The 14,023-nt window shown below is 63.3% G+C and carries 12 protein-coding genes; 1 reads left to right on the top strand and 11 read right to left on the bottom strand.

The annotated features are described in order from the left end of the window. Nucleotides 1-53: 53 nt before the first annotated feature. Entirely contained in the window at nucleotides 54-980 is a 927-nt protein-coding gene (gene rfaE1, locus J2W46_RS16205; protein WP_310354985.1) for a D-glycero-beta-D-manno-heptose-7-phosphate kinase, read from the top strand. 134 nt (nucleotides 981-1,114) lie between these two features. Here the strand turns inward: rfaE1 and J2W46_RS16210 are convergent, their stop codons facing one another. The 11 genes from J2W46_RS16210 to J2W46_RS16260 all read right to left on the bottom strand — a co-directional run bounded on the left by J2W46_RS16210 (nucleotide 1,115) and on the right by J2W46_RS16260 (nucleotide 13,724). Next, the gene (locus J2W46_RS16210; RefSeq protein ID WP_310354987.1) at nucleotides 1,115-2,353 is read right to left on the bottom strand and encodes an NlpC/P60 family protein; all 1,239 of its coding nucleotides are present in this window, start codon (nucleotides 2,351-2,353) and stop codon (nucleotides 1,115-1,117) included. A 203-nt stretch (nucleotides 2,354-2,556) separates the two neighbouring features. Then, nucleotides 2,557-4,419: a PhoH family protein gene (locus J2W46_RS16215; protein WP_288823875.1), complete on the bottom strand. Its 1,863-nt coding sequence runs from the start codon at nucleotides 4,417-4,419 to the stop codon at nucleotides 2,557-2,559. 355 nt (nucleotides 4,420-4,774) lie between these two features. After that, nucleotides 4,775-5,236, bottom strand: coding sequence for a peroxiredoxin (locus tag J2W46_RS16220; protein ID WP_020065818.1), 462 nt, complete (start codon nucleotides 5,234-5,236; stop codon nucleotides 4,775-4,777). Nucleotides 5,237-5,420: 184 nt separating this feature from the next. Continuing rightward, the gene (locus J2W46_RS16225; protein WP_310354990.1) at nucleotides 5,421-6,314 is read right to left on the bottom strand and encodes a polysaccharide deacetylase family protein; all 894 of its coding nucleotides are present in this window, start codon (nucleotides 6,312-6,314) and stop codon (nucleotides 5,421-5,423) included. Nucleotides 6,315-6,324: 10 nt separating this feature from the next. Then, nucleotides 6,325-7,371 carry a bifunctional UDP-4-keto-pentose/UDP-xylose synthase gene (locus tag J2W46_RS16230; RefSeq protein WP_020065820.1) on the bottom strand — a complete coding sequence of 349 codons (1,047 nt, stop codon included), beginning with the start codon at nucleotides 7,369-7,371 and terminating at the stop codon, nucleotides 6,325-6,327. Next, on the bottom strand, nucleotides 7,368-8,303 hold the full coding sequence (locus J2W46_RS16235) for a formyltransferase (RefSeq protein ID WP_087750970.1): 936 nt from the start codon (nucleotides 8,301-8,303) through the stop codon (nucleotides 7,368-7,370). Before J2W46_RS16235 ends, J2W46_RS16230 begins: the two co-directional genes overlap by 4 nt. Continuing rightward, nucleotides 8,300-9,352 carry a glycosyltransferase gene (locus J2W46_RS16240; protein WP_088174583.1) on the bottom strand — a complete coding sequence of 351 codons (1,053 nt, stop codon included), beginning with the start codon at nucleotides 9,350-9,352 and terminating at the stop codon, nucleotides 8,300-8,302. Before J2W46_RS16240 ends, J2W46_RS16235 begins: the two co-directional genes overlap by 4 nt. Before the next feature lie 6 nt (nucleotides 9,353-9,358). Next, nucleotides 9,359-10,519, bottom strand: a complete 1,161-nt coding sequence (locus J2W46_RS16245) for a DegT/DnrJ/EryC1/StrS family aminotransferase (RefSeq protein WP_310354994.1) — start codon at nucleotides 10,517-10,519, stop codon at nucleotides 9,359-9,361. Between the two features lie 197 nt (nucleotides 10,520-10,716). Continuing rightward, on the bottom strand, nucleotides 10,717-11,088 hold the full coding sequence (locus J2W46_RS16250; protein ID WP_020065824.1) for an SMR family transporter: 372 nt from the start codon (nucleotides 11,086-11,088) through the stop codon (nucleotides 10,717-10,719). A 25-nt stretch (nucleotides 11,089-11,113) separates the two neighbouring features. Then, on the bottom strand, nucleotides 11,114-12,835 hold the full coding sequence (locus J2W46_RS16255) for a glycosyltransferase family 39 protein (protein ID WP_310354996.1): 1,722 nt from the start codon (nucleotides 12,833-12,835) through the stop codon (nucleotides 11,114-11,116). 514 nt (nucleotides 12,836-13,349) lie between these two features. After that, nucleotides 13,350-13,724, bottom strand: coding sequence for an Mth938-like domain-containing protein (locus J2W46_RS16260; protein ID WP_204520707.1), 375 nt, complete (start codon nucleotides 13,722-13,724; stop codon nucleotides 13,350-13,352). Nucleotides 13,725-14,023: the final 299 nt, after the last annotated feature.

Consider the following 14,023-nt stretch of genomic DNA (forward strand, 5'->3'; position numbering starts at 1 on the left):
TCCGCACACCGCGTTTTGAAACGTCGTCAACAACATCTCAAAGGAATCCTGAAGTGCGTCTAGACTGCTCATCGGCTTCCGTCATCGTCGCGGGTGACGTCATGCTGGATCGCTACTGGTTTGGAGACAGCACGCGTATTTCGCCGGAGGCACCCGTGCCGGTAGTTCACGTTCAGCGCACGCGAGACGTGGCGGGCGGCGCGGCGAACGTCGCCGTCAACGCGGTGAACCTCGGTGTTCAGACAACGCTGTTGTCGGTCGTGGGCGACGATCACGATGGGCGTGCCTTGCAGTCTTTGCTGGAATCTCGCAATGTTCATTGCGCGTTCGTCCGCGATCCGGCGTTGCAAACCACCGTGAAGCTTCGCGTCATTTCACGCAACCAGCAAATCGTGCGCGCTGACTTCGAACAGCGTCCGGACCACGAGTTGTTGTTTCCGCTAGTGGCCCAGTTCCGGGAGAAGCTGAAGACCTGCAAGACCGTCGTGTTCTCGGATTACGGCAAAGGCGGCCTCGCGCACCTACGCATGATGATGGGCGACGCGCGGGCGGCGAACGCGTGCATTCTGATCGATCCGAAGGGACCGGACTACTCGATATACCGCGGCGCGAGCGTCGTTACGCCGAACCGAGATGAATTCGCGCAGGCCGCAGGAAAGTGGAATGGCGAGTCGGACTTCGAGCGGCGCGCCTTCAAACTGCGCGACGATCTGGAACTGGGCGCGTTGCTCGTTACGCGATCCGAGGAGGGCATGAGCCTCGTTATCGGCAACCGGCATGTTCGTATTCCCGCACAGGCGCGCGAGGTCTACGACGTATCCGGCGCGGGCGACACAGTGATTGCCACCATGGCCGCCGCGCTGGCTGCCGGCCAAGACATGGAAAGTGCAGCGCGCCTCGCTAACGCGGCCGCCGGTGTCGTCGTCGGGAAAATCGGCACCGCGCCCATCACACTCGAAGAGCTCAATCCGCATGTCTGAGCGCCTTGTCGTGACCGATGCTGCTGGCGGTGAAGAGAGTACGGCCACTTTGTGACCCCTCGCAACGCCAAGGGCCCAACGCCATTTCAGCCGTGCGCATGCGTGACGGCGCACGGGCCGGGTAGGTCGGCTAGCTAGAAGTTTCCGTTGGCAAACCGGGCGATCGGGTCGTCGTTCGTTTGCGATGGGGCCGCGACGCCTCGTGACGCCGTCGAGGCTCGCATGATCTGCACGCTGCCGTTATCGCCCGGTGTGCGTTCTGCCGCGTCTGCCTGCCGCGCCTGGCGTGCCTGACGAGTTGCGACTGAAGAGGGCGGTGGCGGCTCGAACGCATCGGCGGCTGCGTCGATTGCATCGGCTCCTCGCGCGACGGCCGTTTGGGAAACGGGCGGGGTACCTGCAGCGGCTGGCCGTTGAGCCTGTGCGCTCGCGCCGCCGTCATACCCACTGGCCTGAGCAGACAGAGCAGGCGTCGGCGACACCGCGCCTGCTGCGCGCGCCTGAATCTGCGCCGCGCTCATAGCCGGTGGCGGAGGTTCGAAGGGATCGGCTTGCGGCGCGCGCGTTGCCGCCGTTGCCGCAAGGGCCGCAAGGGTCGGTTCCGCCGCCGCAGTCGCTGGCGCGCGCGGCTCGGCGCCAGCGCGAGCCGTTACTGGGGAGGCCGACGAACCGGTCGCATAGACGGGAACTGCTCGAGTCGAAGCCAACGGTGCGTTCGCCGCCGGCGCTTCGCCGCTGCGATCTGCCGTGCTCGCCGCCTGTGTTACCGCACGCTCCGTCTGCGGCGCTGCCGCCTGGTAACTAGGCGCGTCGAACGGCACCGGCTTCGCGGCCGGTCCGGCCACCCGGCGAATGCCGTCGAAGCGCTTTGCCCAATAAGGATTGGTCAGATAATCGAGCCGCACAGTGCCGCCCGTCGACGGCGCGTTGACAAAGCGCAGCTTGCCCACATAAATGCCCACGTGCGAGTGCGCGCGACCGGTCGTGTTGAAAAAAATCAGATCGCCGGGCGCGATCTCGTCCGGTTCGACCGATTCGCCGCGTCCGCTCATATCGGCGGTCGTGCGAGGCAGATTCACCGACGCCGCGCGCGACACCACATAGCGAACCAGGCCGCTGCAATCAAAGCCGCTATCCGGCGTGTTGCCGCCCCAACGGTAGGGCACGCCGACCAGGCTCATTGCCTGAATAGAAATTTCCTCGCGGCCAATGCTGTGGTCGACGAAGTTGGGGAAACCCGGTGGCGGCGCGCGGTACGCCCCGTTTGTGACGGTAACGGCGCCTGACGAACCGCGCGACGACGTCTTCTGCGGCGCGCCGGCACAGGCGGCGAGCAGCAACACGGTCAGCAGCGAGAACGCAAGTCGGCGCATGAAAGAGTAAAGCGGTAAACGCTCGTTTAATGACGGACGATGTCCGGATGGTAGCCGGTGAAATGCGGAAGCCGCAAGAAGTCTTGACAAATTACTTGAAGTTCGTGCGCTAAGTGTTGCTGGCCAAAGACGCCGCGGCAATAAAAAAGCCGCGCCCGGAATGTTCCGGGCGCGGCTCCGAGGTACAGCCAGCTAATTGATTCTTAAAGGATTTCGGACGCGTAATCGGCAAGGCGCGAACGCTCGCCGCGGGCGAGCGTCACGTGACCGCTGTGCGCCCAACCCTTGAAACGGTCGACCACATACGTCAAGCCCGAACTGCCTTCCGTCAGATAAGGCGTGTCGATCTGCGCGATATTGCCGAGGCAGATAATCTTCGTGCCGGGACCCGCGCGGGTGACCAGCGTTTTCATCTGCTTGGGCGTCAGGTTCTGCGCCTCGTCGATGATCAAGTACTTATCGACGAACGTCCGTCCGCGCATGAAGTTCATGCTCTTGATCTTCAGGCGCGAGCGAATCAGTTCCTGAGTCGCGGCGCGGCCCCATTCGCCGGCTGCGTCGTCGGTTTTCTGCAGCACTTCGAGGTTGTCGTCGAAGGCGCCCATCCACGGCTGCATTTTTTCCTCTTCCGTGCCGGGCAGAAAGCCGATGTCTTCGCCAACCGGCACCGTGGCGCGCGTCACGATGATCTCGTTATAGCGCTTGTCGTCCAGCACCTGTGCGAGACCCGCCGCGAGCGCAACGAGTGTCTTGCCGGTGCCGGCCTGGCCGAGCAGCGTCACGAAGTCGATCTCAGGGTTCATCAACAGATTCAGCGCGAAGTTCTGCTCGCGGTTGCGCGCCGTAATGCCCCACACGTTGTTTTTGTGATGGCCATAGTCGCGCAGCGTTTGCAGTAGCGCTGTCTTGCCGTTCAACTCGCGCACCAACGCGTGGAACGCCGGCTCGCCGTTCTGCGGCTCGAGATAAACGAATTCGTTGACGAGCATCGACGGGCACAGCGGACCGGTCACACGGTAATACGTAGTGCCCGTCTTGGTGTCCTGCCAGCTTTCCATGCCCTTTGCGTGCTTGGTCCAGAAATCCTGCGGCAGCGCGCGGATGCCCGAATACAGCAGGTCGCTGTCTTCGAGCACCTGGTCATTGAAGTAATCTTCGGCGGGCAGGCCGAGCGCATGCGCCTTGATGCGCATGTTGATGTCTTTCGACACCAGCACGACCTGGCGATCCATCCGGTCGCGCTGCAACGCACGCACGACACCCAGAATCTGGTTGTCGGCTTTGCCTTCCGGCAGACCTTCAACCGGTTCGATCGCGGTCAGCTTGGTCTGGAAATACAGACGCCCGGACGCCTCGCGGCTGCCCAGACGCGCGAGCGAAATGCCCTCAGACATGTTGCCCGCGTTCGCGACCAGTGCGTCCAGCGTGCGGCTCACCTGACGAGCGTTGCGCGCGACTTCCGACATGCCTTTCTTATGGTTGTCGAGTTCTTCCAACGTCATCATCGGCAGATAGACGTCGTGTTCCTCGAAACGGAACAGGCAGCTCGGGTCGTGCATCAACACGTTCGTGTCGAGCACGAAGAGCTTCTGGACTTCGACCGGCTCGGCGGCGGTGCCGCGTTTTTTACTCGTGCCGCGCGCGGTAGGCGCGGCGGCCGGCGTGCTCGCCGTGGGCTGCTTCGCGCTCGGCGTGCGCGCGACGGCCGGCTGCGGCTCGGCGGCGGGTTCGGCTTGCGGACGGGCAGCGGGAACCGGTTGCAGCAGCGCGGCGGTTTGCCTCGTCTTGCGCCCGGAGCCCGACGCGCCGCGTGCCTGAACGGCCTCGTCGGCTGCGGTCCCCGTTACGGCCGCCGACGATGCCGGCACCGGTCGCAACGTGGTCGCGGCATTGGCAGCGTGCGCCATGGGTGTGGCGACGTTCGCGCGGCCGTAATCGGCCGGCTCCGCGGATTCGCCTTCGGCCTGTTTCTTCGAAGCGGAGCGCGCCGGTGCGGCGGCTTTGGCTTTGTATTCGTCAGGCGGCAGGAGATTGCCGAGCTTGCTGGGGGGGGTAGGCAAAGGCATGGTTTCCCTCGAAATAATCGGGTCACATATCGTGCGCCGCCTGTCGCATTCTGCCCGTGCCGATGTTGCGCACGCAGTTTGCGCCCGGAGGCGCGCATTCGGTCTAGAGATGCCGGTTCGCCTGGTCTTCGATCGGCTCCTTAACGATGAACGCGCGGCCGAGTGAACGAACGGCTGCGCGCAATAAAAAAGCCGCCGCCCCGGCGTACGGGGCAAGCGGCTCGCCTACGGTGTTCGCATTGCGCCTGACGACTCCGACGGACCCGATGAATCCGGCAAAGCAGCCGTCGAATGTGGCGCAGCGACGAAAATTTTGGGGTGGACAGGCACTCATTGCAACCCAATATAACGCGCCTCAAAGCGCTTGTACAGCCTCCAGAATCTCGTCGACATGCCCGGGCACTTTCACGCCGCGCCACTCCGTGCGCAGCACGCCGTCACTATCGATGAGAAACGTGGAGCGCTCGATTCCCCGTACTTCTTTGCCATACATTTTCTTCATTTTGATGACGTTGAAGAGCGCGCACAGCTTTTCTTCCGGGTCGGAGATCAACGGGAACGGCAATTCGAGCTTTGCCTTGAAGTTGTCATGCGAGCGCAGGCTATCGCGCGACACGCCGATGATTTCCGCGCCGGCCTTCTTGAACTTCGGATAGAGATCGCGGAACTGCAGACCTTCGGTCGTGCAGCCGGGCGTGTTGTCCTTCGGATAGAAATACAGCACCACCTTCTTGCCCCGCAGTTTGGACAGCGTGATCTCGCCTCCGGTGGCGGGAGCGGTGAAGTCGGGGATGGGTTGGTCGACTGCGATGGACACGAGGTTCTCCGGTTGTTATAGGCGGCGGCGCGGTGTGAATCCGACAAGGCGGCGTCGGCCTGGCATCGAGTTGGGGGAAGGGGCTACCGGTGCGCGCATGTTCTCGCGTGGCGGTTGGGTGGTCAGGACGGGCTGCCGGACAGCAACTCAACGGCTGCGTGAAGTCAGCATGCCGGGCGGCCAGTCACGGCTGGACGATCAGCTCGCCGGAGCGCCCTGGAATTTCGCCCCACGTAACAGGGTACGATGGCAGCGCGCCGCGGTCCAGCGTGGCGTAGTAATCGCCCATGGTCGCAAACGTGTGGCCTTGTGCACGCCAGCCTTCCAGCAACTGTTCGAAGATCGGCGCGAGCTTCTGGCCCTCGAGTTCCGCGTGCAGCGTGAACACCTGATCGTGCGGATTATTTTCTGTGTGCTTCAGCATGAAGGCCGCGACGTTGTGTTCGTCCACGCCGTCCACGCCGAGTACTTCGTCCAGCGTTGGCAGCGTGGTCGGCATCTGCACGTGCGCGAGCGTTCTTCCGTCGACCACAGGGAAATACGGCGAATGACCCCGGCCGTCGGACGCGTAGTGCATGCCCCACGCGTCGATCTGCTCGAACGCATGGCCGTTCATCTGCCATCCGGCCGCGCCGTGCGTGACGGGCGGCGCACCGAAGATTTCGGTGAAACGGTCGCGGCTTCTCCGCATTTGCGCCGACGTCCACGCACGATCTTTCGAGCGCACGTTGTCCTGCCAGTACACGTGATCCCAGGTATGAATGCCGCACTCGAAACCGGCTTCGTGGATCGCCCGCATTTCCGCCGACGCCTTGGCTCCAATGTCCGGTCCCGGCAGCAGCACGCCGTACATCAACTGCTTGAGCCCGTAGTGCTCGACCACCGACGTGCGCGACACCTTCTGCAAAAAGCCCGGCCGCAGCACACGGCGCATCGCCCAACCAGTGTGATCGGGGCCGAGGCTGAAGAGGAAAGTAGCGCGCGCCTTGAAGCGGTCGAAAATACGCGCGAGATTCGGCACGCCTTCGCGTGTGCCGCGCAGCGTGTCGACGTCGATCTTCAGGACGATTCGGGCCAAGGATCAGCCCTTACTGCTGTTCGACGAGCGCGCGTGCTTCGCCGACGTGGCCGCGATACGCTTCGAAAATCTTGCGCAGCGCTTCGTCGAAGGTGGACTTCGGCGCCCAGCCGAGTTCCTGCATCGTATTGTCGATCTTCGGCACGCGATTCTGTACGTCCTGATAGCCGGCGCCGTAATACGCGCCCGACGACGTTTCGACCAGCTGGACTTTTTTCGCGGTGTCCGCGTATTCCGGGAATTCCGCGGCGAGCGTCAGCATCTTGTGCGCGAGTTCACGCACCGAGAAGTTATTGGTCGGGTTGCCGATGTTGTAGATCTTGCCCGTTGCGACGCCGTCCTTGTTCTCGATGATCTTCATCAGCGCGCCGATGCCGTCGTCGATATCCGTGAACGCGCGCTTTTGTGCGCCGCCGTCGACGAGGCTGATGTTCTCGCCCCGCACGATGTGGCCGAGGAACTGCGTGACCACGCGCGAGCTGCCTTCCTTCGGCGTGTAGATCGAGTCGAGGCCCGGGCCGATCCAGTTGAACGGACGGAACAGCGTGAAGTTCAAACCCTCCATGCCGTAGCCCCAGATCACGCGGTCCATCAACTGCTTCGAGCACGCGTAGATCCAGCGCGGCTTGTTGATCGGACCGTACGACAGTTGCGATTCTTCCGGATCGAATTGCTCGTCCGTGCACATGCCGTAGACCTCGGAGGTCGACGGAAATACCAGATGCTTGCCGTACTTGACCGCCGAACGCACGATCGGCAGGTTCGCTTCGAAGTCGAGTTCGAACACGCGCAGCGGCTGCTTCACGTAGGTAGCCGGCGTGGCGATCGCGACCAGCGGCAGAATCACATCGCACTTCTTGACGTGATATTCGACCCACTCCTTGTTGATCGTGATGTCGCCTTCGAAGAAGTGCATCCGCTCATGATTGATGAGATCGCCCAGACGTTCGGTCTGCATGTCCATTCCGAAGACTTCCCAATCGGTCGTTTCGAGAATGCGTTTGGACAGGTGATGGCCGATGAAGCCGTTCACACCCAGGATCAGGACTTTCTTCATAAATGTCGGGGAGTTTGAATGAGCTGGGCGAATGTGGCCGGAGTGACGACGGTTTCAGTGCCGTCGTGCTGATGCCGCAATTCGTGGATGGCGATCGCGCGACCGTCGCCGCATATCGCGAAAACGCCATTATCGCCTACGTGCAGGCCCGGCGGCAAATCCGGGCGAAGCGCGCCCGGCGCCGCAAGCCGCGCGCGCGCGACGACGAAACGCCGGCCGTCGATGTCGGTGAACGCGCCGGGATAGGGCGGCGCGACTGCGCGGATCAGGTTGTAGACCTGTTGAGCCGGCTGTGTCCAGTCGATGCGGCCGTCCTCCGGCTTGCGCCCGCCGTAGTAGCTGCCGTGCGAAAGATCGTTCGGCAGATGCGGCGCTTCGCCGGCGAGCAACGCCGGCAGGACGCGCCACAGCGTCTGTTCCGCGGCCACCGTGACTTTGTCGAACACTTGCGCCGCGGTGTCGTCGGGCAGAATCGGCACTGGCGTTTGCGCGATGATCGCGCCCGCGTCAGGCTTCGCGGCCATTTCGTGCAGCGTCGCGCCGGTTTCGGTTTCACCGTGCAGCACCGCCCAGTTGGTGGGCACGCGGCCGCGGTACTTCGGCAACAGTGAGCCATGCATGTTGTAGGCCCCGCGCGCGGCGAGCGCGAGCAGATCGACCGGCAGCATGTGGCGGTAGTAGAACGAGAAGATGAAGTCGGGATGTGCCGCGCTGACGGCCGCTCGCAATTCGGGACTCTTCGGGTCTGCCGGAGTCACCACAGGAATGCCGTGCTCGGCCGCGACCGTCGCCACGCTGCCGAACCAGATGTTTTCGGTAGGGCTGTCTTCGTGTGTGACGACGAGCGCCACGTCGACGCCGCGCGCGAGCAGTACTTGCAGGCAGCGCACGCCGACGTTGTGATACGCGAATACGACGGCGCGCGGTTTCATCGGTTCGGGCCCTCGCCTTGATGGTCGGCGAGCGGCGCCGGTTGAATCGCCTGCACGACGGTTTGACGCGGCATTTCAACCACGGCCGCGCCGTCGCGCTGTTCGAGAATGGTCTGCACCAGATAGCGCGGACGCGCGCGCACCTGTTGGTAGATCCGGCCGATATATTCGCCGAGCAGCCCGAGCGCGAAGATGATCACGCCGAGCAGGAAGAACGTAATGGCGAACAGCGTGAACACACCCTGAACTTCCGCCCCGATGATGAAGCGCCGTATCAGCAGCAGCACGAACAACGCCGCGGAGCCGAGCGACAGGATCACGCCGATGAACGACAGCCACTGCAGCGGCACGACCGAGAAGCCGGTCACGAGGTCGAAATTCAGTCGGATCAGCGAATAGAGCGAGTACTTCGATTCGCCGGCAAAGCGCTCCTCGTGCGCGACTTCGATCTCGACGGGATTCTGCGCGAAGGTGTACGCGAGCGCCGGAATGAACGTGTTGATTTCGCCGCAGCGATTGATCGTGTCGATGATGTGGCGGCTGTACGCGCGCAGCATGCAGCCCTGATCGGTCATCTTGATGCGTGTGATGCGCTCGCGCAGCCGGTTCATCACGCGCGAAGCCTTGCGGCGCCACAAGCTGTCCTGACGTTGCAGACGAATCGTGCCGACGTAGTCGAAGCCTTCGCGCATCTTGTTGACCAGCTTGCCGATTTCTTCCGGCGGGTTTTGCAGGTCGGCGTCGAGCGTAATGACGATCTCGCCGCGCGACTGTTCGAAACCCGCGAGAATCGCCATGTGCTGCCCGTAGTTGCCGTTCAGCAGGATGACGCGGGTCGTGTCGGGGCGCGCGCGGAACTGCTCGGCGAGCAGCGCGGCGGATTTGTCGCGGCTGCCGTCGTTGATGAAGATCACTTCATAAGACGTGCCGAGCGCGTCGAGCGCCGGATAGAGCCGCGCGAATAGCGCCGCAAGTCCGGCTTCCTCGTTGTACACCGGAATGATGATCGACACTTCCGGTGCGACGGCGCGTTGTTCCGTATAAATCATTTCCGCTTATTTTCCGTATTGTTCGCAAATTTCGTTGACCGCGCGGCACACGCGCTCTACGTCGCCTTCGTTCATCAGTGTAAAGAGCGGCAACGTGACGTTCGTCGCGCCGAAACGCTCGGCGTGCGGGAACATGCCTTCCTTGAAGCCGCGGGCGCGGTACAGCGAGAACAGATGAATGGCCGGATAGTGCACGCCCGAACCGATACCGCGTTCCTTCAACTGGCCCATGAAACCGGCGCGGTCGATCGACAGCTTCTCCAGCGGCAATGTGATCTGGAACATGTGCCAGTTGCTGTTCTCGAAGTCGGCGAACGGCAGTCCAACGCCCAGCTTCAGTGCCGGGCCGCCCTCGAAGCCGGCGAAGTATGCGCGCGCCAGTTTCCTGCGTTGTGCGAGAAAGCGTTCGAGGTGCGGCAACTGACCGAGGCCCACGCGCGCGGCGACGTCCGTCAGATTGTATTTGCCGCCGAGCACGTCGCAGTCCATGCCGTCGAAACCCGTGCGGGTGATGCCCTGCAGCCGGTATTTCTGTGCGAGGACGGCTTCGTCCTCGTTGTTCAGTACGAGTGCGCCGCCTTCGATCGACGTGAGGTTCTTGTTCGCGTGGAAGCTGAACGAGACCATGTCGCCGATCGCGCCGATGCGCTTGCCGTTCCAAGTCGAGCCGAACGCCTGCGCGGCGTCTTCCACCACACGCAGTTTGTGCTCGCGCGCAATCGCGTACAGGCGGTCCATGTCGACGGGCAGGCCTGACAGATAAACCGGAATCAGCGCCTTGGTGCGCGGCGTGATCGCCTTCTCGAGTTTGTCGAGGTCGATGTTGCGCGTGACCGGGTCGATGTCGGCGAACACCGGCGTCGCGCCGACTTCGTAAATGACGTTGCTGGTCGACACCCATGAGGCGGGCGTCGTGATCACTTCGTCGCCTTCGCCCACACCGGCGATGCGCAGTCCGATCTCGAGCGTCGCCGTACCGGAGTTGAACGTGCGCACGGGACGGCCGCCGCAGAATTCAGAGAGCGCCGCCTCGAACTTCTGGTTCTGCGGGCCGGTGGTGATCCAGCCCGAGCGCAGAACGTCGGCTACCCCGCGGATCGTTTCTTCATCGATCTCCGGCTTGACGAACGGCAGGAACGGCAGAGGCGGAACGGTTGACTGGGTCATGAATACTTCGCTCGATCGAAAGGGCCGCGGCCTGAAGGGGCGCGGTGAACACACACTACGCGCAAATCCGGGCCAAGGCTAAAAAGGGTGCAAACCGCGGAGCATACCGCGATCAACCTTACGTTTTGCTTAGCCGGTGCGGATGCCGGCTTACGCTATCTTTGCGGCAGCTTCGCTGCGCCTGGTTCGTGGCCGCGCTAGCTGCGCGCGACTATCACCACGCCCACCAGAATGACGCCGATGCCGACCAGTTTCTGCACCGACAGCACCTCGCCGAACAGATACCACGCGGCGAAAGCGTTGACGACATAGCCGAGCGACAGCATCGGATAGGCAATCGACACATCCACGCGCGACAGCCCGACGATCCAGACGGCGAGGCTGATCACATAGCAGGCCACACCGCCGATGATCGGCGGCTGCGTCGCAATGCGAAAGGCGATCGGCACGATGTTCGCACGGGTGAATTCGAAGTGTCCAACCGCATTCGTTCCGGCTTTGAGCAGCAACTGCGCACCGGCGTTCAACGCCACGCCGGCGAGAATGCAAAAGAGGGAAATGGGGTTCATCGGTCGTTCAGGTCCTGATATGGGGTCACTGCTGGGTTTTTTCCACGGGCGCGGCCACCGCGCCCGCAGCGAGCGGCTTCATTACGACGACGCGGCGCGAGTCCTGCGCAACGACCTGCATCGGCAGGCCTTCTTTCAGGAGCCGCTCGTAAGTGGAGGGCGGAATCAGTGCGAGTGCGTAGCGGTCGGCCTTCCAGCGCTCGACCCACGCCTCGACCGACGGCAGCCATTTCTGCGGTTCCACCGACACGCCGAACGCGAGTTCGTCGGGATGCTCGACCATGGTCATCGTATGGCCGATGTAGAACGGCAGCGTGTGGTCGAGCACGCCGACCGAGTAGAACGGCGTGTCCGCCGGCAACTTCGCCATCTGCGCCTTGATCGCGGGCGCGAGCGGCGCGCCGGAACTGAGGCGGCCGAACACGTCGTGACCGATGCCGGCGATCGTGCCGAGCAACAGCCACGCCGCGCCAAAACTCGCGATCGTGCCGAGGCTGCCGGCGCGGCTGCGGCGATTGAACCACAGTGCGGCGAGCGTCAGCACGAACGCGACGGCAAGCGCGGCCAGTACCCACGTGCGGTACTGCGCGTACAGCTCGGCGGGATTGCGCTGGCTGCCGAAGCGCGGCAGAAAGAGCGCGACGAACGCGGCCACTACGAGAAATAGTGCATAGCCGGCGAGATGGCGGCGCCACTGGTCCCGCGTGACGAGCGGCAGATACATTCCGATCAGCAGCGCGATGGGCGGCGCGATCGGCAGCGTGTACGAGAGCAGCTTGGAATGCGACGCGCTGAAGAAGAGGAAGATGAAGCCGGTCCACACCAGCAACATCGTGACAGGCGCGAAGCCATTCGGCTGGCGCGGCAGGCGCCACGCGTGACGCACACTCTGCAGAACCACCGAGAGCCAGGGCAGGAAGCCGACGATCAGCACCGGCACGAAATAATAGAACGGCCCCGGACGGTTCTGTTCGGGCGTCAGGTACCGCTTGAACTGCTGAACGATGAAGAAGAAGTTGAGGAACTCGGGATTGCGTTGCTGCACCAGCACGAACCACGGCGTGACGATCGCGAAGAAGACGATGAGGCCGCCGATCAGATGCAGGCGCTTCCACACCGCCCAGTCGCGCGCGACCAGCGTGTAGATCACCAGCACGGCGCCCGGCAGAATGACGCCGACAAGGCCTTTCGACAATACGGCGAGCGCCATCGAACCCCAGCACAGCCACATCCAGCCTCGCACACGGGCGGTCTCGAGATTCGGGCGCTGAGCGAGCAGCAATGCGCACAACGTGAGTTCCATCCAGAACGACAGGCCCATGTCGAGCGTGTTGAAGTGGCCCATCAGGTTCCAGTAGGGCGACGTCGCGAGCACCAGCGCTGCAAACACGCCGGTGGCCGCATTGAACACGCGCGCGCCGGTGAAGCCGATCAGCAGCACGCCGGCAAATCCGGTGAGCGCCGTGTAGAGCCGCGCCTGCCATTCGCCGATGCCGAACCACGCGAACGTGAGCGCGTTCGCCCACGTTTGCAGCGGTGGCTTCTCGAAGTACTTGTAGCCGTTGTAGCGCGGCGTGATCCAGTCGCCGGTCACGAACATTTCCCGCGCCATTTCGGCGTAGCGGCCTTCATCGCTCGGCAGCAGATGGCGCCACCCGAGCGGCACGAACCAGATCACGGCAAGGGCCAGCACCAGCAGCAGAATCGCGGTGCGGTTGAGCGGTAGCCTCGACGGCGTATCGTTCATCGATTTAAACCTTTCTGGCGACGCCGCATGGGCGGCGCTGCGTTGTTATTCGGAATGGGCGGCAGGCCCGGACTTCGCGGCTAGCCGCTGTGCAGCTGTACCTTGGCTCGCGCCAGGTCTTATGGCCGCTCACGTGCCGGCGCATTTCGCGCGCTGCGTGCGCCGTAGGCACCGGTGCCCTACGAACAGACGTTGGCCGCTGCCTCGGTGAGCTGTGCGGCTCGCGCAGCCGCGTCAACGGGGCCGAAATCGCTAATCTCCAGACCGCCGGCTTCGCATAGATGGCGCGCAGTGTACGTGATCGTCCGTGACCCGGCGAGGGCGGGGGTGCTGCAATTCGCGTGAAATGCTCTCCCAGCGCGGTTGGAGCAGCGCTGTCGCCAGCAATGCCGCCGGCACTCCGGGCCACGACAGCAACGCTAACTGAACGCATCCGCCCAATTCGCGCCGCTGCGTTCGAACCGGGGCCTCCGACGCAGCAGATACGGCGTCGGCGCACCAATTGCCAGACCCGCTAGCCTTCGATCAGCAGCGCGGCCGCGACCTTGCGGCCCTCGGCCATCAAGATGTTGTACGTGCGGCAGGCGGCCTTGAAGTCCATCGTTTCAACGCCGATGCGTTTGGCGGTAAGCGCGGCAGTCAGGCGCGGGTGCGGAAACCGCAGCCGCTCGCCGCTGCCGAAGATCACCACTTCGGGCGCCGGCTCGACCAGCATCGAGAAAAGCTCGGGGCTCAGTTCCTCGAAGGACGAGACAGGCCAGGGAATGACAGGCGCTTCCGGAAGCACGAGGAGGCTGCCGGAATGACGCACCAGATTGATTTCGACATAGCCGTCGCCGTAACCGGTCACGGTATTGAGGGCGCCGCTGGAATCCTGATGTAATTTCAAATTCGTTTTCCGAAGTCGTCGCGAGACATCATGCGTGTTGGCGGCCTGGTCGTAGCAAGCGCGAGCAGGGCGGTCAGACGCGGTGGGACACGAAAGGGCCGAAAAAGCTCCCGTTGCGGTTCCGTCACGGTTCGTTGTGGTCCCGTTACGGTTGGTGCATTGCGGAAGTCGGCCAAAATCCGCTAAATTATAACTTTTTAGCCGCCCAGCGGCGCCTCTCGCCAAGCGCCGCCACAAGCCGCGCTGACGATCCGGGGCGGGTCTATCGGCCAAGCGCCCTGGTTTTGCCCGCTTTCGTC

This window comes from Paraburkholderia strydomiana (genome assembly GCF_031456815.1).
In the GTDB taxonomy this organism is placed as follows: Bacteria; Pseudomonadota; Gammaproteobacteria; order Burkholderiales; family Burkholderiaceae; genus Paraburkholderia; species Paraburkholderia caledonica.